Here is a 21,704-nt window from a genome sequence, read left to right as displayed (position 1 = left end):
TTCTATGGGGTCGCTAGAACCACGGCAAATTAAGTTTTTCGAGTTTTTAGGCTTTGGGGGCGATCGCCTTGTTTTTATATTGGTAAATGCTGACAAAAACGCCTTGGATACTGGCAATGTTTGACGATTTTGTTGGCCTTTAAAGGATTATTTTGTCATGAAAATTTGACATGAAACTGTAGCGGCGATCGCCTTTGGACTAGGGCCGAGATGTTAATTTATATATCAAAACCTTGAAAAGGACTTTTATTCAGGGAAATTTAAGGGTAAGCACCCCCCTAATATTTTTCAGGAGAGTCGCCATTATGACCACCGCCAAGCAGTCCAAGAGCCAAGGTTCCTTTGACTCCCTAACCGAAACCGCTAGCAACGATGAGCTCGCTGTGTTTGATCCGGATGAAACAACCCTCCGGAATGGTCAGACCACAGATTTAGTGAGGCTGTATCTGCAGGACATCGGGCGCGTACCGTTACTCGAAAGAGATGAGGAGCTAACGGAAGCCCGCAAGGTTCAAAATTATATCCAGCTTTTGGAAAAACGACAAGAGGGGGCAGAAGCAGGCGACGAAATTTTGGCAGAATTTTTGAGTTGTATCAATGTCCATGACCGCCTAGCCATTGAGTTGGGTTGCCGCCCTTCCCTCAATCGCTGGGCCCAGGAAATGGACCTAGAGCGAGCCGTATTGCGGGATATCATTCGCCAGGGTAAACAGCACTGGGCCGAGCAAGTGGGCTTAAGCGTTAAAGAACTTGACTCGATCCTCAAGGCTGGGGCCAAGGCAAAAGAGCACATGATCCAGGCCAACCTCCGTTTGGTGGTTTCTGTGGCCAAAAAATATCAGAACCGCGGCCTCGAACTTTTAGACCTTATCCAAGAAGGAACCCTCGGTTTAGAGCGGGCGGTGGATAAATTCGACCCGACAAAGGGCTATCGCTTCTCGACCTATGCCTACTGGTGGATTCGTCAGGGCATTACCCGGGCGATCGCCACCCAAAGTCGCACCATCCGTCTCCCGGTTCACGTCACCGAAAAACTCAACAAAATCAAAAAAGCACAGCGGCAAATTTCCCAAACCCAGGGTTGTACTCCCAGCTTAGACGACGTAGCCCAGGCCCTGGAGATGACCCCAGAGCAGGTGCGAGAGGTCTTACAAAAGGTTCCCCGTTCCGTTTCCCTCGAAATTCGCGTCGGCAAAGACCGGGACACAGAATTAGGCGATCTCCTAGAAACCCAAGATGCTTCCCCCGAAGAAAATCTTGTGCGGGAGTCTCTGCAACGTGACTTGCATAACTTACTGACAGAACTCACCGACCGGGAACGGGAAGTCATTCAACTGCGCTATGGTCTAGGTGATGGTAAAACCTACTCCCTCGCAGAGATTGGCCGAATGCTAGAGCTTTCGCGGGAACGAGTACGCCAAATTGAGGCAAAGGCTCTCCAGAAACTCCGCCAGCCCAAACGCCGCAATATTATGCGGGATTACTTGGACACATTGTCATAAACATAAATGAGCCATCCCAAGAGGATGAGGCGATGATCTAGGGTTCCTTGACTCTAGATCTTTTTGATGTTCAGTTTTTTTACGACTAGCCTAAAATCCAGATTTTTCTTCTCGAAAGCTTTTTCTAAAAGAGTTTGGGAAAGAGGTAGGCGAAAATTTAGTCAACCACAACGAAAAAAGACCACAAAAAAGGGGCATTGCCGCCCCTCGATTGAACAGTGTTTGAGAAGTTGAAATTAAGCAGCCGTCTTTAGACGTGCATAGAAAATACCGCGAATTCGGACTTCTTCGGGATCTTCTGCACCCATGTCAGTGGATGAAGTTTGCTCGCTTTCAAAGGTGCCGGCAATTTCACCAGTTTTCTCGTCGATTTTGGCAATTTGCAGGGAAATTTCACCAGTGCGAGATTCATACTGCTTGATGTTGGCGCGGGTTAGCTCTTCTTCATCGGCTTGGGAAGGTAGAGCGACAGCGTTGTCATAACCGCTAGCAGTACCACGGGCCTTGGGATCAAGGAATACAGCACCACGATAGGGGGGAACCCGGAATTCACCGATAAAGTCAGTGGAAGTGTTGATGGAGTCAGACGGGGTAGAGGTCTGGGCCACTAGATTTTTAATGGTGAAGAGGAAAGGTACTTGGTCACCACCGGGCAACTGAACCGTAATCGGTTGGAAATCGATACCGTCTTCTTCTACCAGGGTAAGGAGCCCGTCGCTATCGGCTTTGATCTTCCCGGTCATTTGTTCGAGGGAAGAGGTGTAGCGGGTAAGGGGCTTACCTTCGATGAATTCAGCTTCACGACGCTTGTTGAGGGGCTCTTCCTTAACGAAATAGGTTTGAGGCTCTAAGCAGAGGTCAGAGAATTCGATGGTTTCATTGGGGGCAATGGGAATTGTTCCCCGGGTGAAGTTCGCGATTTGGGGGCAGGAGTTCGCGAGTCCTGTATTGAGAATTTCGTCGTATGTTAGTTGCTTCACATCGACGGTCGCAGCATCGGGCGCTTCACTACAAGCAGTTAGCACGCCGATACACAGAGCCAGAATGGCTGCTAATAACGAACGTAACTTCATGATTAACCTCTTTTTGTCAATCTCAGGGCGGAACTAATCTTGTCCGTTCCACTTAATTTTTTAAAAGTCTGGGATCTAATAGGGACAAGCTATCCGGTTTTATATCGGTATCTACTCTACCAAATTGGGATCCTTTAGTGGTAATGAATCCTCATCTTACCTGGGCGATCGCCTTGGGTTTTTTACGGCAACCAGGGATATTGGCGGAAATTTGGCGATCGCTTTTCCAAAAAAGCCTGCTTCCCTTCTCTGCCCTCTTCTGTCATGTAATAAAGCATAGTGGCATTCCCCGCTAGCTCCTGGAGGCCCGCTTGCCCATCACAATCAGCATTCAGCGCCGCCTTAAGACAGCGAATCGCAATGGGGCTTTTACTCAACACTTCCCTGGCCCACTGCACCCCCTCAGCCTCTAGCTGGGCGACGGGAACCACCTGATTTACCAAGCCCATTTGCAGCGCTTGCTGGGCATCATACTGACGACAAAGAAACCAAATTTCCCGGGCTTTTTTTTGTCCGACAATGCGCGCCATGTAACTCGCCCCAAATCCACCGTCAAAACTGCCTACTTTTGGCCCCGTTTGCCCAAAAATTGCATTATCTGCGGCAATCGTTAGATCACAGAGAAGATGCAGTACATGGCCGCCGCCGATCGCGTAGCCCGCCACCAAAGCGATCACCACCTTGGGCATCGAGCGAATCAGTTTCTGCAGATCCAGCACGTTTAGGCGCGGTACCCCGGCTTGATCGACATAGCCGCCCTCACCCCGCACCGATTGGTCGCCACCAGAGCAGAACGCATATTTCCCATCCGTATGGGGGCCAGCCCCCGTAAGCAGGATGACACCGATGTCTTGATCTTCCCGGGCATCGCAGAAGGCCTCATACATTTCAAAGATTGTCTGGGGTCGAAAGGCATTGCGCTTGTGGGGACGATTAATCGTGATTTTTGCAATCCCATCTAACTTTTGATACAAAATATCTTCGTAAGCTTTGACGGCTTGCCAAGCAAGAGATTCCATAATTTTTCATAGACAATGACTGCCCGTCATCTTATCCCATTCCCCCACTGCTAAGGTTCACTGGCCTTGTGAAAGATGTGTCCCGACGGAGGCTCACACTCTTTTAAAGGGCCGACAAACTTAATATTTTTTGTTAACCTTTACTTAAAAGTACGGAAAACCCGAAACTGTTTTTGACTATTTTTCGGTAAAAACTTAAATTAGTCTTAAGTATGTTTAGGATCAAAGAAAAAGGTAAGAGAATATTCTTGGGATCAACTCAATTGCATTTAAAAGCTTTTTAATGAAACTTCAAACGACCCTCAAAATCACCGACCTTAATTTTTTTAGAATTCAGGACAAAGCTATGGATTGTTCATATTCGCTCCCCTGTCCGAACTGTGGTGCTCCAGCTCTGCGCCGTTATTTACACAACTCTAGCCTGCGGGAAACAACTTGTGAAACCTGCGATTATTTAATGGTGAGTTGTGAAGAAACCGGTAATGTTGTCGAATCCTATGCCCCTGGCCTTTATAGTTTCTAGGGCCGCTTAATGGTCGATAGTCCCTTGGCGATCGCCAATCACCCACAAATCTTTTTTAAAGACAAAATCTTTCCCCAGGAAAAATTTTAGAACCCTTTAGCGACCTCTCAAGCTTCAACACCTTGGGAGCCTCTTCCCCAGAATATTCTCTACCACTTCTTTGGATCCGACAATCAAAATCCTAGTCATTTCTCACTCTTACCTGTCAATTCTTTTGCACCAAAGTGATGCTTAACTAGGAGAAATGGTTGTTCGCTTCCGTGAAAATGAGGCTAGTCCATCGAGTTACTTTTACGTGAATCTACACACGAACTGAGTCACCAGCACCAAGCCCAAAATTCAGCCTCCAGAAAGATTGACGTCTGGTGGTCGCTTTTTTGTAAGAAAATGCAAGCAATCAGTTATCCTAGACTGACACATTTAAGTTTTGGCAATCATTAAGGAGTAAGAGTGGACATTCAAATTGGTCGTGGCAAAACAGCTCGTCGTGCTTACGGATTCGATGAGATTGCCCTCGTTCCGGGCGGTCGTACCCTAGACCCTGAACTGGCAGATACCAGTCTCGAAATTGGTGGAATTAAGCTAAATATCCCAATTTTAGCCAGTGCAATGGATGGCGTTGTCGATGTAAAAATGGCAGCGCTGCTTTCTGACTTGGGTGCAATGGGCGTATTGAACCTTGAGGGACTCCAAACCCGTTATGAAGACCCCAACCCAGTCCTTGATCGGATCGCCGCAGTTGATAAAACCGAGTTTGTCGGCTTAATGCAAGAGCTCTATTCCAAGCCGATCCAACCGGAGCTAATCCAGAAACGCATCCAAGAAATCAAGGCCCAAAACGGCCTCGCTGCAGTAAGTCTTACCCCTGTCGGTGCCACCAAATATGGCAAAATTGTCGCTGATGCTGGGGCCGATATTCTCTTTATCCAAGCAACGGTAGTTTCTACTTCTCACCTATCTCCTGAAGGGATTGTCCCCCTAAACTTGCACAAACTTTGTTCTGAACTGCCCATTCCAGTTGTCCTGGGGAACTGCGTTACCTATGATGCGGCGTTGGAACTGATGCGTGCAGGGGCAGCGGCCGTGCTCGTGGGGATTGGCCCCGGAGCGGCTTGTACTTCCCGTGGTGTGCTTGGAGTTGGTGTCCCCCAGGCAACCGCAGTTGCTGATTGTTCTGCGGCCCGCGATGATTATGAGAAAGAATCTGGCCGCTATGTGCCGATCATTGCCGATGGTGGAATTGTTACTGGTGGCGACATTTGTAAATGTATTGCTTCTGGGGCAGATGCAGTAATGATTGGGTCTCCCATTGCCCGTGCGGCGGAAGCACCGGGTCGCGGTTTCCACTGGGGGATGGCTACACCTAGCCCTGTACTACCCCGGGGAACCCGGATTAATGTGGGAACAACTGGCACGATTACCCAGATTATGACGGGGCCAGCGAAACTTGATGATGGAACCCATAATCTCTTGGGCGCTCTCAAAACAAGTATGGGAACCCTCGGCGCCAAAAATATCAAGGAAATGCAACAGGTAGAAGTAGTAATTGCTCCTTCGCTGTTGACGGAAGGGAAGGTTTACCAAAAAGCCCAAAAACTGGGCATGGGTAAATAGGCTCGGCAATAATTGCTGATTTTCGGCCTGGAGGTTTATTTAGCTTTTTGAAAAGTGAGCCTTCGTTTCAATCAAATCCATCAAATTAACCGAAAGAAAAGGGAATGTTTTTCAACACTCCCTTTTTTTCTTGTTTTGGTAAAAAATTATTCGGCTGAGATGAATATTGTTTAACCGATCCCAAGGTACTGGGCCTCCGCTTCTAACTGTTGCACGAGGTGGTCATTGCCGGAATTCCGGGCGGCTTCGAGGCGATGCTGCAAATTTTTCTTGAGGTTTTCGCGGTGGGTGCGTTTAATTTGCTTGACGATTTGCTGTTGAACGTTTCTAAACATGATCTTCTCGCTGGGGATAATTGGCTATTTTTAGAGTAACAGGCTTCAGATTAAACTGTATCAAATACTACAAAATACTTAAAACATGATGGCGATCGCCTTAGTGACAGATTTCGGTTTACAGGACGGTTATGTGGGGACAATGAAGGGGGTTATGGCGGCGATCGCCCCCCAAGCCCTAGTGATTGATCTCAGCCACAATATTCCGCCCCAGGATCTGTGGGCTGGTCGCTTTTGTTTGTTGAGTGCAGCGCCTTATTTCCCGCCGGACACAATCTTCGTGGGCGTTGTGGATCCGGGGGTCGGCACTAACCGCCAGGCGATCGCCGTGGCATCGAACCAAGGTTATTTTGTGGGGCCGAATAACGGTCTAGGGAGCGGTTTGTTTGCAGATGATGCCATTGTTGCGGCGGTAGAACTGGATAATCCCCAGTATTGGCGATCGCCTCTGAGGGAAAACCTGAGTCACACTTTCCATGGCCGGGACATTTTCGCGCCAGTGGCAGCCCATCTTTCCCTGGGCGTTCCTTTATCCAAACTGGGCCGTCCTCTCAAATCAACAGAAATCATTCGTTTAGATGTTCCACCCTATCAGAGCAATGGCAAGTCCTACACCGGGATAATCCAGCACATCGACCACTTTGGGAACTTGATTAGCACCATTCCCAATACTGTATGTGCAAATAATCAGGGCCAAGCAACGTTAGCGGGTCAACAAATTCCCCTGGTTTGTACCTATGGAGATGTGCCGAAAAATTATCCCTGTGCCTTGGTAGGAAGCCATGGTTGGTTAGAAATCAGTGTAAATCAAGGTAATGCCCAACACTTTTTTCAGGTGCAACGGGGCGCAATGGTTCAATACCAAATTTCCTAAACATTTAAGTTAATTAGTCGCTGATAACCCACAAAAAAGAAGCAATAAAAAAGGAAAGCTTTATGTTAGAAGACTTTCCTTTAAATTAGGGATTAGATTTGCCGATGATCCAAATAATAACTATTGTCTAAAAGCCATTAAATGAACCTGGAAAAAATCAACTATTCTTTGCCCAAGCGCGGTTGGATTACACCATAACCACCGTGGTTGCGGATATAGATCACATTGATGGCATTTGTGTCTTTGTTCAAGAACATATAGAAGTCATGGTCTACCAACTGCAACTGCTCTAAAGCCTCATCAATGGTCATGGGGGGCATCGCAAAATACTTCATCCGTACCACTTCAGAGGGAAGCTCTGGGGCGCGATCGCCAATGAGATTATCTGGCACCGGATCCTCAGGTAACACTTCACTGGTTTTTTCCTGAACGTGGGTTTTCTTGCCGAAATTTTTCTCTTTATATTTGCGGAGTTGGCGGGCGATTTTATCAGAAACAAGGTCAATGCTGGCGTAGAGATTTTCACTGCCTTCCTGGGCGCGAATCACTGTACCATTGGCGTAAACAGTAACTTCAGCTTTATGCTTGTCGGTAATGCGAGCATTGTTAGCAACAGACAAGTGCACATCTACTTTTGTGGCGAAGGTTTGAAAGTGCTTGGTTGCTTTTTCAAGCTTACTTTCAACATAGTCATGGATCGATTCAGTTACTGCAATGTTGTTGCCTTGGATCAATAGCTTCATAGTCTCTGGTTACTCCATCTGAATGGATAAAACAAGTTTACTTTGTACACAATTTACGAATGAAATCTGGATTTAAAGCCTAAAAAAAATTCGCAATGAAATGACTGGTGTAAACAAGAACTTGTTGGTGAAGTGTTTCGTTATTCTAGCAAGGTTTCTTCAAGGCGAAAAACTATTGTGGTGGCGTCATATATAGATCCGTCCGTTTAATATTACGCAACACTTCTACAAGTATTAGCGTAGGTTTGAATACTAGAGAAACTTTTTTTGATGAGATAAACAAACTGAAAATTAAGCGGTTTTTAGTTCTTTTGGAGAAAATTAGTTGCTGACAACTTATTGACTGGGAATTTTTAGGATTTATCTCTTTCTCTCTATAGTTTTAATTGTAGGTTTTGCCTTTGGGCCTTGTCAATTTATCTTTTTTGAAACATTAAGAAAGCCAGGAAGCTTTTACAGTTCTTAACTCTTTGCTATGGTGAGGACAATATCTAACCTTGTTTTGCCAAAAGGCGATCGCCCCTTGATGACTTTTAATGTTTTGTCGGATCCCTTGACATTGCGTCATATCAATTCACACCCTTTCCCCCTTTGTCTATTTTATCAAGGGGGAATTTGGCCTTACACCGAAGCTTGGGCACAGCAACAACAACTGGTGGAAGCACGCCTACGGGATGGGCAGTTGAGTGATGTTTTACTGCTGCTGGAACACTTTCCGGTCTATACCCTAGGGACAGGTTCAAAGCTGGATTTTGTGAAATTTTCTCCAAAAACCACAGGCATAGAATTGCATCGGACAGAACGGGGCGGCGAAGTGACGTACCATTGTCCGGGGCAATTGATCGGTTATCCGATTTTGAATTTGCGTCGCCACCAACAGGATCTGCACTGGTATCTGCGGCAATTGGAAGAAGTCTTAATTCAGCTTTTGGCGCGCTATGGCTTGGTGGGAGAACGAATTCCTGGACTAACTGGGGTTTGGGTCGAGGGTCATAAGGTGGCAGCCATTGGCATCAAGGTGAAGCGCTGGATTACGATGCATGGGTTTGCCCTGAATGTTTGCCCGGATTTGGCGGGATTTAAACGGATTGTTCCCTGCGGCATTGGCGATCGCCCCGTGGGGAGTTTGCAGCAGTTTTTACCGGAGATTACCTTGGCCCAAGTGCGCGAAGATTTACCGAAGATTTTTGGCGAAGTTTTTCAGTTGGAGATGATCAAGCAACAAAATCTCCTAGGCGAAGCAGGCAGCAATCCAAAACAGACCATCGACGAGGAGGGTACTGACTACGGCTCCAGCGAAACTCCAATAGGGGATTTGGGGTTGACGGAAGGCCCACCAACTAATGCCGATCAATAAATTCACCAAAACAACTGCCCAACTGATGCCCCAGAGGGTCTGCATCTGGGCCAAGGCCGCTTGGAAAATGGGCATCACAAAATCCGGTTCGGCATACATGAGCTTGCGCCAGTAGGGGATCAAATCCGTGAGGTAAAAGTAAATGTCGGTGATCGCCGTACCAAGAAGGGAACCTAGGTAAAACAAATGCCCCACCAAGCCCCGCTTTTGCCACAGGCCCCACAGGGCAAAGGGTAGCCCAATCGCCTCCACCGGAAGATGTAAAAAGGGTTCGTAGCGCAACCAGCCCCAATAGATGGCTCCGGCTAACCAGCTCCAGCTAAACCCCCAGAGTAGATCACCCCAAATTTCGGTATTTTCTCGCTGCCGGAGGCCACAGGCGATCGCCACCCAGAGGAGAGTCAAGGCCAAACTCAGCCAGGGAGCCGTCCTGACCAGGGGGGCTTGGAAAAAAACAGGCACAGAAACCAAGAAGCCCGACGCGAGGCAAATTAGCAGGGGGATATTGCGGCGGAGATCCTGTTGTCGCTTGAGAACATACACTGCACCGACAGAGAAAAGAGGATGGTTCAGCAAAACAAAGTGGTTTGTAACAATAACTTGTAAATATTTATTAATGAATTTTAACTTATGACTCCCGATTTTCTCATAAAGAGGACGGGAAATTTGCCTGATTTTGCCATTTCTGAGGGGCGATCGCCGAGGATTTAACCTCCAAGTGGGGAATCCCCAGGCCGGATTTTTCTAAAAGCTAGTCAAGGTCAACCAGATTGACTAGAGTAGTTGAGGCAGATTTACCCGACGCCCAAGGGAAGCGACATCAATGCTCAAAAAAAAGCAACAACGGCACTGGTTTGAGTTCAGCAGTATGGTGGCCCTCGGCTTGGTTCTATTTCTGTTGATTAGCTTTTGGCATCTGCGCATCAATGCCGCCCCGCCCGAAAATACGTTGGCGATCGCCCCGGTACAGTTCAATTGGTTCCAAGGGATTATTTTAGGATTGGTGCAAGGCTTAACCGAATTCATCCCCATCAGTAGCACTGCTCACCTCAAGGTGATTCCCGTGGCCCTCGGTTGGCCCGATCCAGGGGTGGCTCTCACCGCTGTGATTCAACTGGGGAGCATCGTCGCTGTGCTGGGTTATTTCTGGCAAGATTTACGGCAGGTCATTGGTGGGGCCTGGCAAGCTTGGCAACAAAAAGATTGGCAAAAACAAGAGTGGCGAATGTTTTGGGGCATTGTGTGGGGGACTTTCCCGATCCTCGGCGTGGGTCTGCTGCTCAAAATTTTTGTCCCTAACTATGACGCGTCACCGTTGCGCAGCTTAACCGCCATTGCGATCGCCTCCATTGTGATGGCGATTTTGTTAGCCCTTGCCGAACGTTATCCCCGGCACCAACGCGCCTTTGACCAGCTCAGCCTCAAGGATGGCCTTCTCATGGGCTGCGCCCAAGCTCTCGCTGTCATCCCCGGAGTGTCGCGGTCTGGTTCGACGATTACAGCGGGTTTGTTTATGAATCTAGACCGGGCTACGGCGGCGCGTTTTTCGTTTCTGTTAGGGATTCCGGCCATTACCATTGCTGGCCTTGTGGAATTCCAAGGGCTAGTGAGTGAGGGCTTAACAACAGTGCCGCCCCTCACGCTCATCGCTAGCCTTCTTTCTTCAGCGGTGTTTTCCTACTTGGCGATCGCCTGGCTGATCCAATTTCTCCAAAAACACCAAACCTGGGTTTTCGTCTGGTATCGATTAGGCTTTGGTATGATCATCTTGGCATTAACCCTGCTGCGTTAACCCATGAGTGTCTCCACCATCAAGCCCGCCCAAATTTGCCATGTTGTCCCCGATTCCATTGCCGCTGAAATTGGTTTTGAGGCTGGTGATGCCATCGTTTCTATCAATGGGATGAAGCCGAGGGATCTCATCGATTATCAATTTCTCTGCGCCGACGAATACCTCGAATTAGAAGTCCTCGATGCTAAGGGGAAATCCCATCACCTCGAAATCGAAAAAGACTACGACGAAGACCTGGGTTTGGAGTTTGACAACGCCCTCTTTGACGGTTTGATCCAGTGCAATAACCGCTGTCCCTTTTGCTTTATCGACCAGCAGCCCCCCGGCAAACGCCAAAGCCTCTACTTAAAAGATGATGACTATCGCCTCAGCTTTCTCTATGGCAGTTATCTCACCCTGACCAACCTGACCGAGCGGGAATGGCAACGCATTAACCAAATGCGCCTCTCGCCCCTGTTTGTGTCCGTCCATGCCACTGAGCCGGAGATTCGTCGGCAACTCCTCAAAAATGACCGCGCTGGGGAAATCCTCAAGCAACTCCAATGGTTTGCAGATCACCGCTTACAAATCCATGCCCAAGTCGTCGTTTGTCCTGGGATCAACGATGGGCCTCATTTAGAAAGAACATTGCGGGATTTGGCTGAATTTCACGGGGAAGACTTACCCGCTGTGATTTCGGCAGCGGTGGTACCGGTCGGTTTAACTCGTTTTCGACCTAATCTGACGGAACTTAGCCCCGTTGATCAAGCCAAAGCCCAGGAGGTGATCACCCAAGTGACGGCGCTCCAGGCAGAGTTTCGGGAACGGTTTCAGACGAATTTTGCTTGGCTGGCTGATGAGTGGTTCCTGATTGCGAGGGAAGAACTGCCGCCGGAGTCCCATTACGAAGACTATCCTCAACTGGGGAATGGGGTGGGTTCGATTCGCCAGTTCATCCGGGATTTTCTCAATACCGCCGATGAAACTTTACCGCCGGCGATCGCCAAACCCAAACACTTCACCTGGGTGGTGGGGAATGCCGTAGAACAAGCTTTTGAACCCCTTGTCGCGCGTCTAAACCAAGTGGAAAATTTAACAATTACCCTGGCGGCCTTAAATAGTGACTACTGGGGCCAAGCCATCACCGTTACCGGACTGCTCACGGGAGAAGACTTGATCAAAAAACTGGTTGGCCGAAATTTTGGCGATGGTATTTTGCTCCCGACGGTGATGCTCAAGCACGATGAAGCCAAGTTCCTCGACGATAAAACGGTGGCAGAAGTGGCGATCGCCTTAGAAACCCCCATCTATGCTGTAGAAAATGTCTTAGATTTGATGAACCGCTGTTGTCAAGATTAACAGTTCACAAAGAAGATTATCGAAACATTAAGAATTAAATGCTTCTTCAGTAAATAGAGTATGTTTGCTTTTCTAATAAAAGAGGAGGCCGATGCCAGCAGGTAGCATTTACAAATGGTGCTGCTCGTTTTTGGTGCTCGGTTGCATAAAGCTGGCCCTATGAATATTGAAGCGCTTCTCAATGACTATGCCTTGGGACAGAGGTTATTTCCCAGGGAACGGTTTACTGCCGCAAACTTGACTGGGTTAGACCTAGCCCATACCAACTTTACCGGAGGAAATTTTGTTTCTGCCTCCCTCGCAAGGACGAATTTACACCATTGCCATCTACGTCAGGCAAACCTCAAGCGAGCTTTTTTATACGGCGCAAACCTTAGCTATGCCAAATTAGACCAAGCCGATTTGACTGGCGCGGATCTCACGAAAGTTAATCTCCAGGGGGCGACCTTAACCCAAGCAACCCTAAATCACGCCCAGCTCAGTGGGGCCATTATGCGTTGGGTCACTTTTTTCATGGCGGATCTCCAAAACGTGAACCTCTGTGGCGCCAATTTAACGGGGGTCAATTTTCGCGGGGCCAATTTAACAGGAGCGGATCTCAGTTGGAGTAATTTGAGTGAGGCGAAACTCAGTGGTGCGATTTTGCAGGAAACAAATTTACAAGGCATACAGTTACAGGCCGCCTATCTCAATGGTGTTGATTTTCGGCGGCAGGATTTTAGTGGTCTCAATTGTGCTGGAATTCTTTTCTGCGGTGGAAAAGGCCACGATATGAATTTGGTGGGAACCAATTTAACGGGAGCCAAACTGCGTTTTACGAGTTTTGTCCGGGCCAATTTCTCACGGGCATCTTTGCACCAAGCTGATTTCCAACACGGAAATTTAACCGCCGCTAACTGTCAATATGTAGAGGCGATCGCCAGCAATTTTCAGCAAGCAGAATTAGTTTCGACGGATTTTCGGCATGCCCAACTCCAAAGGGCCGATTTTCGGGGCGCAAATCTCCGGGGAGCCAATTTCGCCCGTGCTGACCTCCGGGGAGCCAAGTTTCAGGGCGCTAAACTAAATCAGACAAATTTCCAAGGGGCTGTTTTTGAATTCGATCCCCGCACGCAGACTCTCCTTGCTTCGTAAGGGAAAGTACAAGATCAAAATTATCCCAAAGCGGACTATAATCCTGGGGAACTTGTTACGTTACAAAAGTTAATGGACGCCCAAACGATTGTATTTTGCGACTTTGACGGCACAATCACGACCGTCGATACCTTCGGCGATGCCCTCGGTAAATATGCACCAGAAGTGGCCGCTGACATTCTTCCGGGCTTGTATAACCGCAAGATTACGCTCCGGGAAGGAGTGCGCAAAATCCTCGAAGCGATTCCCTCGGAGCAATTTGCTGCTTTTGTCGGCGAGGTGGACGATAAGCCTGTGCGTCAGGGCTTCAGTGATTTTCTCCAGTTTTTAGGCGATCGCCAAGTGCCGATTGTCGTGGTCTCCGGTGGCCTCGTGCCAATGGTAGAACGGGTTTTAGCGCGCCCCGGTACCGATGGCAAACCCCTGCGCGATCACATTGAAACGGTGGCCGCGATGAATATTGATACCCTCGATCCCTATTTCAAAATTATTGCGCCCTTTGAAGGGGGGACAGAAATGGTGGAAAAAGTTCAGGTGATGGGAAAGTATAAATACCAAAAAGCGATCGCCATCGGGGATTCCCTGACGGATATCAATATGGCCCTCAAAGCAGATTTGGTTTTTGCCCGCGATCGCCTCCAGCAATATCTGGATGAAGAAGGCAAAACTTACGTGCCTTGGGAAACCTTTGATGATATCCGCCATTACCTCGAAACCAACGGTTTTCCGGCCTAGTAAGCGCCTTTACCAAAAAAGACGATCCGCACCGTTTCTAGCAGAATATCGAGATCGAGGTTCAAAGACCAATTGTCGATATAGTACAAATCTAGCCGTGCCGCATCATTAAAATCACTCAGATCAGAGCGGCCCGAAATTTGCCATAGCCCAGTGATCCCCGGCAACACCTGATGGCGGATATGGTGCCATTCGTCAAACCGTTCCACATCCCGCAATGGCAAGGGACGCGGCCCCACCAAACTCATCTGGCCCAGTACCACATTAATTAATTGGGGCAACTCATCAATACTGGTGCGGCGGAGAAATTTACCCAGCTTGGTAATGCGGGGATCGTCTTTGATTTTAAACAAGACCCCATCTTTCATTTGATTTTGCGCTTCTAGTTGGGCCTGCAACTGGGGCGCATCGACGACCATTGTGCGAAATTTCCACATCTTGAAGGGTTTGCCATTGAGACCCGCCCTCGGTTGCCGAAAGAAAATTGGCCCCGGTGAATCGAGACGTATGGCGATCGCCACGCCGACCAACAGCGGTGAGATTAGCAGTAGACCCAACCCTGCACCCAGGAAATCAAACCAGCGTTTCAGGCGATAATCCCAACACAATAACAAGGGCGTTTCAATGCGGAGGGTGGGAATTCCCGCGAACATTTCCGGTAAGCCCCGACGATAAAGCATTTCCCGACTGGATGGCATCAGACGAATCGCAATCCCCGCACTGCGCAAATGCCAAAACAAATGGGAAGCCAACTCTGTTTCCGGCAAGTCTTTGACTAAAACCTCCTGGGCGCCTGACTGACGAATTTGGGCAATGGTGGCCTGGGTGCCGGCCATGGAAGCGAGGGCAGCACCAACAATTTTGTAATGGGGACGTTTTTTGATCACCCGCTTGAGGCAGTCTAACTGTTTTGCTGGTGCCACCAAAAAGACATTTACCGGCGGTGCTTGGCGATCAAACTGCCGTAGGATGAGGGTCAGAATAAAGCGAAAACCTACGACAAAGGCAATGCTGAGAAACCACGCCGTAATAAAAAGTGAACGGGGCGGATCCAACATTGGATTGTGAAAATAACTGCCGACTAAGAACAAACCATAAACCAAGGTGATGATCCAGGCGGCGCGGGTGTAGTTCTGGGGAGCCGAGGGGAGGCGATAGAGATGATTTCCAAAGAAAAAACAGAGGGTGACAATGGCAAAAATCCAGAACAGACTGGGAATATCGAGCCACACCCACCAGACCAGATCCGCCGGAATCGGTGAATAAAAATTATTAATGTAGTCCGCGAGTTGCCAGGCGATCGCCAACCCCAACAGATCACTACCCACCAGCAATAAACCCCTTTTCCAGCGGCCTTGGGCAGTTTTTAACCAGTGGAGCGGATGAATCGCGCGGATATCCTGGGTGGGAAGGGGAAACGGAGACTTGGGCATGGATCGAGGCCATCAATTGGCAATACAAAGAAAAATACTTAAAATCCCTCAGGGGTGGGCAGAATCTGAAAAAAACTAGGGCGATCGCCGCCGGAGCAGTTGCCAACCAAACAGCAAAATAAACGCCCCATTGTGGATGAGATAACGTTTCCAGAGGCGACGGGGTTCTTGGAGCAGTCGATAAAGCCACTCCAAACCCAGGGGCCTCAACCAGTGGGGGGCCTGGGAAACCGTACCCGCATGGAAATCAAAGGCAGCCCCCACCCCCAACAAAACGGCATTAAGGTGAGGGCTATTTTCAGCCATCCATTTTTCTTGCTTCGGGCAACCCAAACCGACGAAAACCAGCTTCGCGCCAGATTGTTCGATGCTCTGTCTTGTGGCGATCGCCTCGGCGGAGGTTGGTGACCGAAAGGGGGGTGCTTCTACTCCGGCAATTTGCAAATTGGGAAATTTTTCTAAAAGGTTTTGCTGCAATTTTTCCAGGGTTTCTGGGCGACTGCCGTAGAGATACACCGGAAGTTTCTCCTGGGCGGCCATGGCGCAACAATGGAGCATCAAATCCGGCCCATAAACCCGGATCGCCTGGGGATAACCCAACCATCGCAACCCCCAAACGAGAGGCATGCCGTCGGGAGTTGTTACCAGGGCTTGGTTGATGATTTTTTGAAACCCTCGATCCCAGTAACCCGTCATCACCATGTGTACATTGGCGATCGCCCCATAACCAAATGTCCCATCGCGGATCGCCGCCGCAATTTCGGCCCAGGCCCGTTGATAATCTAGGCAATGCACCCTTGTTTTTAAAATGTGTCGCTGGGGAATATCCGTCATCAAAACCATGGCGATCGCCCGCAAATATCAACGCTTATTCTAAGATGAGGATTACCAGGCAAAAACCTGACCCTTGGTCAAAAAACGTAAACTTTCACCCTCCCATCGTCCCGTTATGACCCTGCTCAAAGCCGTTTTATTTGAAATCAACGGAGTCTTTCTGAACGATACGGCCCTCCAATTTGAGCTGATCGATGACATTTTGCTGGCCGAAAATCTCCGACCCACCGACCGCCTCTATCGCGACAGCAGCCTGGGCAAAAGCGATCGCCGCTGCCTCAAGGAAAATCTTGCACTCCGGGGGCGGGTATTCTCCGAGGCGCAACTTGACGGCCTGATTCAACAAAAATCTGCACTTTACCAAAGCAAATTACGGGAAATAAAGCCGTTCCCCCTCTATGAAGACGTTGTTCCCCTAATTTCGGCGATTAAACTCAAAAATATTCCCGTGGGGATTGTAACGGGCTATTGTCGTGCCGATGCCGAATTTATTCTCCAGCAAGCGCAACTTGACCAAGCTTTTGATGTGATTGTCACCGCCGATGAAGTGAAAACGTTTAAACCGAACGGAGATGGTTATCGCCAGGCGATCGCCCAACTGAACCAGAAATTTCCTGACGCTCAAATTCAACCGGAAAATTGTCTCGCCATTGAAGATAATTTCCATGGTATCCAAGCCGCCAAATCCGTCGGTATTCCCGTGGTTGGCGTCGCCCATACCTATCCATTTCATATGTTGCAGCGTTGTAGTAACTGGTGTGTGGACTACCTCAGCGATCTAGAACTTGAACGTATCGATCCCAGCCTTGCGCCCCCCGCAGAGGTGCTAAAATAATTTTTCGTTCTGGGGAATTAGCTCAGTTGGTAGAGTGCTGCGATCGCACCGCAGAGGTCAGGGGTTCGAATCCCCTATTCTCCATCCCCCAAAAAACTTGCCTACAATGGGAGCATTCCGCCGCGAGAGGTCGTGACAATGGCTACCGTAACCCTTGATCTCCAGCCCGTTTTGACCCTGACCCAAGGCCAATTTGCCCAGCTCTGTCAGGCGAATCCCGATGCAAAACTCGAACGCACAGCCCAAGGAGAACTTGTGATCATGGCCCCTACTGGTGGTGAAACTGGCCGACTCAACTTCAAGTTAAATGTCCAGCTTGGGATTTGGAATAATCATTATCGCCTAGGGGAATGCTTCGATTCCTCGACGGGTTTTGTTTTGCCCAATGGTGCGACGCGATCGCCGGATATGTGTTGGGTCGAAAAATCCCGCTGGGATAGCCTCACCCCAGAACAACAGCAAAAATTTGTTCCCCTCTGCCCTGATTTTGTCGCCGAACTGCTCTCGCCCAGTGATCTGGTACAACAGACTCGTCAAAAGATGCAGGAATATTTAGCCAATGGTTGTCGGTTAGGCTGGCTCATTAACCAAGGCGATCGCCAAGTGGAAATTTATCGTCCTGGTCGAACCGTAGAAATTTTAACGACCCCTAAACAGCTTGCCGGAGAGGATATTTTACAGAATTTTATTTTAGATCTCAGTGATTTATGGTGATAGCTTCCCCACAAAAAAATTGGTTTTGCAGCATCTTTAACCGACCCTTTTTAGAAAGTGTGGCACCATAGAAGCAATCATCATTGAGATAATGAGAGAAAACACCAACCATGCCGACTATCACCTTCGGAAATCAAACCATTACCTGCAATCAAGGCGATAATTTACGTAAAGTTCTGCTAGCCAACAAAATTAGTCTTTACAATGGCAATGCAAAAACTATCAATTGCCACGGCCTTGGTACCTGCGGCACCTGTGCTGTCGAAATTACTGGCCCTGTTTCAGCCCAGAGCTGGAAAGAAAAAACGCGCCTCTCTCTCCCACCCCATAACCCAGACAAAGAACGGCGTCTGGCTTGCCAAGTTAGCGTAGAAGGGGATATTACTGTCAAAAAATATGATGGCTTCTGGGGCCAGGGGGATACTGTGGTCAGTGACTGATTGCAACCTTGATCAATATTGATAAAAACCAATCAATTTGGGCGGCGAGACTGGGAAAAACCTAGTCTTTTTCTTTTTTAAAGCGCCTTGACTTATCTTGAAAAGGTTAAAAATATCTTAAATAAAGATAAGAAAAAATATTGTCTTTTTAGGCAACATCAAGCTTGTTTTTCTTGATGTTTTTTCATTAAACAGAAGTGAAAGGTAAGGATATATTTCATTTCTGTAAAGGGCTCATTTTAAGTCTTTTAGGATCGAGGTGTACGGAGAGGGATGATTAAGGAGTTTTTATCGTTATGGTTAGCACTCTTAACACGGCTACGGCTTCTGATGCGAGAACCGAAGCGCTCGTTTTGTGGTTTGAGGAGGTTGGTTCCCTGGATGTGGGTCTGGTTGGCGGCAAAAATTCTTCCCTTGGGGAAATGATTCAGCAGTTACAGCCCCAGGGGGTCAATGTTCCAGGCGGATTTGCGACGACGGCCCATGCCTATCGGCATTTTGTTAAATCTGCGGGCTTAGAGGAAAAGTTGCGGACATTGTTTGCAGATTTAGATACGGATGATGTGGCGAATCTCCAAGCACGGGGGCGGCAGGCACGAGCTTTGATTTTAAATACGCCGTTCCCCCAGGATCTCCAGGTGGCGATCGCCTCTGCTTACAAAAAAATGTGTGAGCGCTATAGGGCTAAATCTGATGTGTGTGATCGCTTTGAGGGGGCAGACAAACAAGCCTGCGAAGACAGTGCCCACAACGTCGATGTGGCGGTACGTTCCAGTGCCACGGCAGAGGATTTGCCGGAAGCTAGTTTTGCGGGACAGCAGGAAACTTATCTGAATGTCCACGGTGTCAAGGGCGTTCTCGAAGCCTGCCACAAGTGTTTTGCGTCGCTGTTCACGGATCGGGCGATCGCCTATCGCCAGCACAACGGCTTCGATCACTTTGAAGTGGCGCTGTCCGTCGGTGTCCAAAAAATGGTGCGTTCCGACTTGGCAACTTCCGGCGTGATGTTCTCCATTGATACCGAAAGCGGTTTTAAAGATGCCGCGTTTATTACCGGAGCCTATGGCTTAGGGGAAAACGTTGTCCAAGGCGCAGTGAATCCCGACGAATTTGTCGTCTTTAAACCGACCCTCAAGGATGGTTTTAAACCGATTCTCGAACGGCGACTCGGCAGCAAGAAGATCAAGATGATCTATGCCGACGGTGCCAAGCTCACGAAAAATGTTGATGTGCCCGAAGCCTTGCAAAACAAATTCTGTGTCAGCGACGAAGATGTGTTAACCCTCGCCCGTTGGGCAACCACCATCGAGGAGCATTACTCCAATGTCCGGGGCCAATACACGCCGATGGACATTGAATGGGCAAAAGATGGGTTAACGGGTGAACTCTTTATCGTCCAAGCCCGTCCGGAAACGGTGCAATCCCAGAAAGCCGCCAACGTGATCCGCAATTACAAACTGCAAGAAACGGGCAATGTGATCGCCCACGGTCGCAGCGTTGGGGAAATGGTCGGTCAGGGGGCAGCCAACGTAATCCTCGATGTGGATCAAATTAAGCTCTTCAAACCCGGTCAAGTGCTGGTCACCCGCCGCACCGATCCCGATTGGGAACCGATCATGAAAAAAGCCTCGGCGATCGTCACCGACCAAGGCGGACGCACCTGTCACGCCGCGATTATTGCCCGTGAAATGGGTATTCCGGCAGTAGTTGGTTGCGGTGATGCCACGACCTTGGTGAAGTCTGGTCAAGACGTAACCGTCTCCTGTTGTGAAGGGGAAGACGGCAAGATCTACGAGGGTCTGCTGAAGTTTGAAGTGGAAGAAACGTCCCTTGAAAATCTGCCCACCACCAAGACCAAAATTTTGATGAACGTGGGCAACCCCGAACAGGCTTTTTCGCTCTCGTCTTTACCTGCCGATGGTGTTGGTTTAGCTCGCCTTGAATTCATCATTGCCAACCACATTAAAGCCCACCCGAAAGCCCTGATTCACTTTGATGAATTGGAAGATTTGATGGTGAAAAAAGAGATCGCGGAACTCACCCATCTCTATGAAAATAAAGCTGATTTCTTCGTGGATAAACTCGCAAGTGGCATTGCAATGATTGCCGCCGCATTCTATCCGAATCCGGTTGTGGTTCGTATGTCCGACTTCAAATCCAATGAGTATGCAAATCTGCTCGGCGGTCGTCAATTTGAACCGACAGAAGAAAACCCGATGATCGGCTGGCGTGGTGCATCCCGCTACTACGATCCTAATTATTCTGAAGCCTTTGGTTTGGAATGTGAAGCCTTTAAGATCGCCCGCAATGAGATGGGTCTGACGAATATTATTCCGATGATTCCGTTCTGTCGCACCCCCGAAGAAGGTCGTAAAGTGTTAGCTGAAATGGCAAAACATGACCTCCGCCGTGGGGAAAATGGGCTGCAAGTTTACGTGATGTGCGAATTGCCTTCTAACGTGATTCTCGTGGATGAGTACAGCGAAGTATTTGACGGTTTCTCGATTGGTTCTAATGATTTAACGCAATTAACATTAGGTTTGGATCGGGATTCTGCCCTTGTTGCCCACATTTTCGATGAACGGAATGAAGGGGTAAAACGCATGGTTCGCATGGCGATCGAAGGGGCGAAAAAATATGGTCGCAAGATCGGTATTTGTGGTCAAGCTCCCTCTGATTATCCAGAATTTGCTGAATTTCTCGTTGAATTGGGCATTGATTCCATCAGTTTGAACCCTGATTCTCTCCTGAAAACTAAGTTGGCGATCGCCGCTTTAGAACAAAAACTTGGCCGCTAGATTCCTCGGTCAAATCCCTTGTCTTTCCCTTCTCCAATCACTAAATTGGGGAGGGGATTTTCCTATGGCCTAATCTGTGTTGCCCGTCGTGTCGGTCGTTATCATTGGAATTGTCTACCCTTGCAACGAGGATTTTTTGAACCCCCAATGACAGACGCAAAAAACGTTTTAGGAACTGCCCTCCAGCCTTGCAGTACCGACCCCTTAACTGGATTTTATCGAGATGGCTGCTGCACCACTGGCGCGAATGATTTTGGCCGCCATGTGGTCTGTGCAAAAATGACGCCAGCTTTCTTGGAATTCACCAAAAACCAAGGCAACGACCTGAGTTCCCCCGTGCCCCAATACCATTTCCCTGGCCTCAAACCTGGCGATCGCTGGTGTCTCTGCGCTGCCCGCTGGCAAGAAGCCTTTGAGGTCGGTGTTGCGCCCCCAGTTCACCTCGAAGCCACCCATGCCAAAGCCCTAGAAATTGTTCGCCTCGAAGATCTACAGCACCATGCTTTGGTTTCCTAACGGAGCTTGGATTACTGCCGCCAATTCAGGCCAGTCTCTGCCCCTAAACCAAGGGCCGATTACCCCAAATTTTCTCAAACAGTTGAAGGAACATC

At 48.7% G+C, this 21,704-nt stretch carries 20 protein-coding genes, 1 tRNA gene and 1 pseudogene; 15 read left to right on the top strand and 7 right to left on the bottom strand.

All coding sequences use genetic code 11. From position 1 onward, the window contains the following. The first annotated feature begins 305 nt into the window (after positions 1-305). A complete protein-coding gene (gene sigC, locus AACR41_RS14340) occupies positions 306-1,502 on the top strand; it encodes an RNA polymerase sigma factor SigC (RefSeq protein WP_030006065.1) in 1,197 nt (398 codons plus the stop codon). Positions 1,503-1,738: 236 nt separating this feature from the next. On the opposite strand, the gene AACR41_RS14335 is transcribed toward sigC, so the two are convergent. After that, the gene (locus AACR41_RS14335; protein WP_030006064.1) at positions 1,739-2,575 is read right to left on the bottom strand and encodes a photosystem II manganese-stabilizing polypeptide; all 837 of its coding nucleotides are present in this window, start codon (positions 2,573-2,575) and stop codon (positions 1,739-1,741) included. A gap of 182 nt (positions 2,576-2,757) precedes the next feature. Beyond that, positions 2,758-3,594, bottom strand: coding sequence for a 1,4-dihydroxy-2-naphthoyl-CoA synthase (gene menB / locus AACR41_RS14330; RefSeq protein ID WP_030006063.1), 837 nt, complete (start codon positions 3,592-3,594; stop codon positions 2,758-2,760). Between the two features lie 346 nt (positions 3,595-3,940). Between menB and AACR41_RS14325 the strand changes: the two genes are divergently transcribed. Both AACR41_RS14325 and AACR41_RS14320 read left to right on the top strand, forming a co-directional pair. After that, positions 3,941-4,117: a hypothetical protein gene (locus tag AACR41_RS14325; protein WP_041443725.1), complete on the top strand. Its 177-nt coding sequence runs from the start codon at positions 3,941-3,943 to the stop codon at positions 4,115-4,117. A gap of 450 nt (positions 4,118-4,567) precedes the next feature. Next, on the top strand, positions 4,568-5,731 hold the full coding sequence (locus AACR41_RS14320; protein WP_012305900.1) for a GuaB3 family IMP dehydrogenase-related protein: 1,164 nt from the start codon (positions 4,568-4,570) through the stop codon (positions 5,729-5,731). A gap of 170 nt (positions 5,732-5,901) precedes the next feature. Here AACR41_RS14320 and pirA read toward each other — a convergent pair whose 3' ends face one another. Further along, entirely contained in the window at positions 5,902-6,066 is a 165-nt protein-coding gene (pirA, locus tag AACR41_RS14315) for an arginine synthesis PII-interacting regulator PirA (protein WP_012305899.1), read from the bottom strand. Positions 6,067-6,151: 85 nt separating this feature from the next. On the opposite strand from pirA, the gene AACR41_RS14310 reads away from it, so the two are divergent. Further along, positions 6,152-6,940 (top strand): SAM hydrolase/SAM-dependent halogenase family protein, encoded by a 789-nt coding sequence (locus AACR41_RS14310; protein WP_030006062.1) that lies wholly within the window; start codon positions 6,152-6,154, stop codon positions 6,938-6,940. Between the two features lie 161 nt (positions 6,941-7,101). Here the strand turns inward: AACR41_RS14310 and hpf are convergent, their stop codons facing one another. Next, positions 7,102-7,683, bottom strand: coding sequence for a ribosome hibernation-promoting factor, HPF/YfiA family (gene hpf, locus AACR41_RS14305; RefSeq protein WP_012305897.1), 582 nt, complete (start codon positions 7,681-7,683; stop codon positions 7,102-7,104). Between the two features lie 568 nt (positions 7,684-8,251). On the opposite strand from hpf, the pseudogene lipB reads away from it, so the two are divergent. Further along, positions 8,252-8,896: pseudogene (lipB, locus tag AACR41_RS14300) on the top strand (lipoyl(octanoyl) transferase LipB); the annotation flags it as partial. Positions 8,897-8,914: 18 nt separating this feature from the next. Here the strand turns inward: lipB and AACR41_RS14295 are convergent. Beyond that, the gene (locus AACR41_RS14295) at positions 8,915-9,544 is read right to left on the bottom strand and encodes a DUF3120 domain-containing protein (protein ID WP_315862007.1); all 630 of its coding nucleotides are present in this window, start codon (positions 9,542-9,544) and stop codon (positions 8,915-8,917) included. 319 nt (positions 9,545-9,863) lie between these two features. On the opposite strand from AACR41_RS14295, the gene AACR41_RS14290 reads away from it, so the two are divergent. The 4 genes from AACR41_RS14290 (at position 9,864) to AACR41_RS14275 (ending at position 14,039) form a co-directional block, all read left to right on the top strand. After that, a complete protein-coding gene (locus AACR41_RS14290) occupies positions 9,864-10,832 on the top strand; it encodes an undecaprenyl-diphosphate phosphatase (protein WP_030006060.1) in 969 nt (322 codons plus the stop codon). A 3-nt stretch (positions 10,833-10,835) separates the two neighbouring features. Then, positions 10,836-12,170 (top strand): TIGR03279 family radical SAM protein, encoded by a 1,335-nt coding sequence (locus AACR41_RS14285; protein WP_030006059.1) that lies wholly within the window; start codon positions 10,836-10,838, stop codon positions 12,168-12,170. A 114-nt stretch (positions 12,171-12,284) separates the two neighbouring features. Next, complete coding sequence (locus AACR41_RS14280) at positions 12,285-13,304, top strand: pentapeptide repeat-containing protein (RefSeq protein WP_052349586.1); 1,020 nt, start codon at positions 12,285-12,287, stop codon at positions 13,302-13,304. A 72-nt stretch (positions 13,305-13,376) separates the two neighbouring features. Continuing rightward, positions 13,377-14,039, top strand: coding sequence for an HAD-IB family phosphatase (locus tag AACR41_RS14275; RefSeq protein ID WP_030006057.1), 663 nt, complete (start codon positions 13,377-13,379; stop codon positions 14,037-14,039). On the opposite strand, the gene AACR41_RS14270 is transcribed toward AACR41_RS14275, so the two are convergent. After that, the gene (locus tag AACR41_RS14270; RefSeq protein WP_030006056.1) at positions 14,036-15,472 is read right to left on the bottom strand and encodes a sugar transferase; all 1,437 of its coding nucleotides are present in this window, start codon (positions 15,470-15,472) and stop codon (positions 14,036-14,038) included. The genes AACR41_RS14275 and AACR41_RS14270 overlap by 4 nt on opposite strands. Before the next feature lie 75 nt (positions 15,473-15,547). Then, the gene (locus AACR41_RS14265) at positions 15,548-16,315 is read right to left on the bottom strand and encodes a WecB/TagA/CpsF family glycosyltransferase (protein WP_084149981.1); all 768 of its coding nucleotides are present in this window, start codon (positions 16,313-16,315) and stop codon (positions 15,548-15,550) included. 106 nt (positions 16,316-16,421) lie between these two features. On the opposite strand from AACR41_RS14265, the gene AACR41_RS14260 reads away from it, so the two are divergent. From AACR41_RS14260 to AACR41_RS14235, 6 genes are all read left to right on the top strand, one after another. Beyond that, the gene (locus tag AACR41_RS14260; RefSeq protein WP_030006054.1) at positions 16,422-17,141 is read left to right on the top strand and encodes an HAD family hydrolase; all 720 of its coding nucleotides are present in this window, start codon (positions 16,422-16,424) and stop codon (positions 17,139-17,141) included. Positions 17,142-17,152: 11 nt separating this feature from the next. Further along, positions 17,153-17,225 (top strand) — tRNA-Ala (locus tag AACR41_RS14255). Between the two features lie 54 nt (positions 17,226-17,279). Further along, positions 17,280-17,855: a Uma2 family endonuclease gene (locus tag AACR41_RS14250; RefSeq protein WP_030006053.1), complete on the top strand. Its 576-nt coding sequence runs from the start codon at positions 17,280-17,282 to the stop codon at positions 17,853-17,855. Between the two features lie 110 nt (positions 17,856-17,965). Continuing rightward, entirely contained in the window at positions 17,966-18,295 is a 330-nt protein-coding gene (locus AACR41_RS14245) for a 2Fe-2S iron-sulfur cluster-binding protein (RefSeq protein WP_012305886.1), read from the top strand. Positions 18,296-18,591: 296 nt separating this feature from the next. Continuing rightward, positions 18,592-21,093 carry a phosphoenolpyruvate synthase gene (ppsA, locus tag AACR41_RS14240; protein ID WP_030006052.1) on the top strand — a complete coding sequence of 834 codons (2,502 nt, stop codon included), beginning with the start codon at positions 18,592-18,594 and terminating at the stop codon, positions 21,091-21,093. Positions 21,094-21,240: 147 nt separating this feature from the next. Next, positions 21,241-21,609, top strand: a complete 369-nt coding sequence (locus tag AACR41_RS14235) for a DUF2237 family protein (protein WP_030006051.1) — start codon at positions 21,241-21,243, stop codon at positions 21,607-21,609. Positions 21,610-21,704: the final 95 nt, after the last annotated feature.

The organism is Picosynechococcus sp. NKBG042902 (assembly GCF_963864045.1).
Taxonomy (GTDB): domain Bacteria; phylum Cyanobacteriota; class Cyanobacteriia; order Cyanobacteriales; family MRBY01; genus MRBY01.
The sequence above is the reverse complement of the archived record's forward strand: the minus strand, read 5'-3'. Positions and strand labels throughout refer to the sequence as shown.

Coding starts and splice junctions, on each gene's coding strand:
- AACR41_RS14245 (WP_012305886.1), top strand. CDS start 17,966: ATGCCGACTATCACCTTCGGAAATCAAACCATTACCTGCAATCAAGGC.
- hpf (WP_012305897.1), bottom strand. CDS start 7,683: ATGAAGCTATTGATCCAAGGCAACAACATTGCAGTAACTGAATCGATC.
- AACR41_RS14335 (WP_030006064.1), bottom strand. CDS start 2,575: ATGAAGTTACGTTCGTTATTAGCAGCCATTCTGGCTCTGTGTATCGGC.
- sigC (WP_030006065.1), top strand. CDS start 306: ATGACCACCGCCAAGCAGTCCAAGAGCCAAGGTTCCTTTGACTCCCTA.
- menB (WP_030006063.1), bottom strand. CDS start 3,594: ATGGAATCTCTTGCTTGGCAAGCCGTCAAAGCTTACGAAGATATTTTG.
- pirA (WP_012305899.1), bottom strand. CDS start 6,066: ATGTTTAGAAACGTTCAACAGCAAATCGTCAAGCAAATTAAACGCACC.
- ppsA (WP_030006052.1), top strand. CDS start 18,592: ATGGTTAGCACTCTTAACACGGCTACGGCTTCTGATGCGAGAACCGAA.
- AACR41_RS14285 (WP_030006059.1), top strand. CDS start 10,836: ATGAGTGTCTCCACCATCAAGCCCGCCCAAATTTGCCATGTTGTCCCC.
- AACR41_RS14275 (WP_030006057.1), top strand. CDS start 13,377: ATGGACGCCCAAACGATTGTATTTTGCGACTTTGACGGCACAATCACG.
- AACR41_RS14270 (WP_030006056.1), bottom strand. CDS start 15,472: ATGCCCAAGTCTCCGTTTCCCCTTCCCACCCAGGATATCCGCGCGATT.
- AACR41_RS14250 (WP_030006053.1), top strand. CDS start 17,280: ATGGCTACCGTAACCCTTGATCTCCAGCCCGTTTTGACCCTGACCCAA.
- AACR41_RS14265 (WP_084149981.1), bottom strand. CDS start 16,315: ATGGTTTTGATGACGGATATTCCCCAGCGACACATTTTAAAAACAAGG.
- AACR41_RS14235 (WP_030006051.1), top strand. CDS start 21,241: ATGACAGACGCAAAAAACGTTTTAGGAACTGCCCTCCAGCCTTGCAGT.
- AACR41_RS14325 (WP_041443725.1), top strand. CDS start 3,941: ATGGATTGTTCATATTCGCTCCCCTGTCCGAACTGTGGTGCTCCAGCT.
- AACR41_RS14260 (WP_030006054.1), top strand. CDS start 16,422: ATGACCCTGCTCAAAGCCGTTTTATTTGAAATCAACGGAGTCTTTCTG.
- AACR41_RS14280 (WP_052349586.1), top strand. CDS start 12,285: ATGGTGCTGCTCGTTTTTGGTGCTCGGTTGCATAAAGCTGGCCCTATG.
- AACR41_RS14310 (WP_030006062.1), top strand. CDS start 6,152: ATGATGGCGATCGCCTTAGTGACAGATTTCGGTTTACAGGACGGTTAT.
- AACR41_RS14290 (WP_030006060.1), top strand. CDS start 9,864: ATGCTCAAAAAAAAGCAACAACGGCACTGGTTTGAGTTCAGCAGTATG.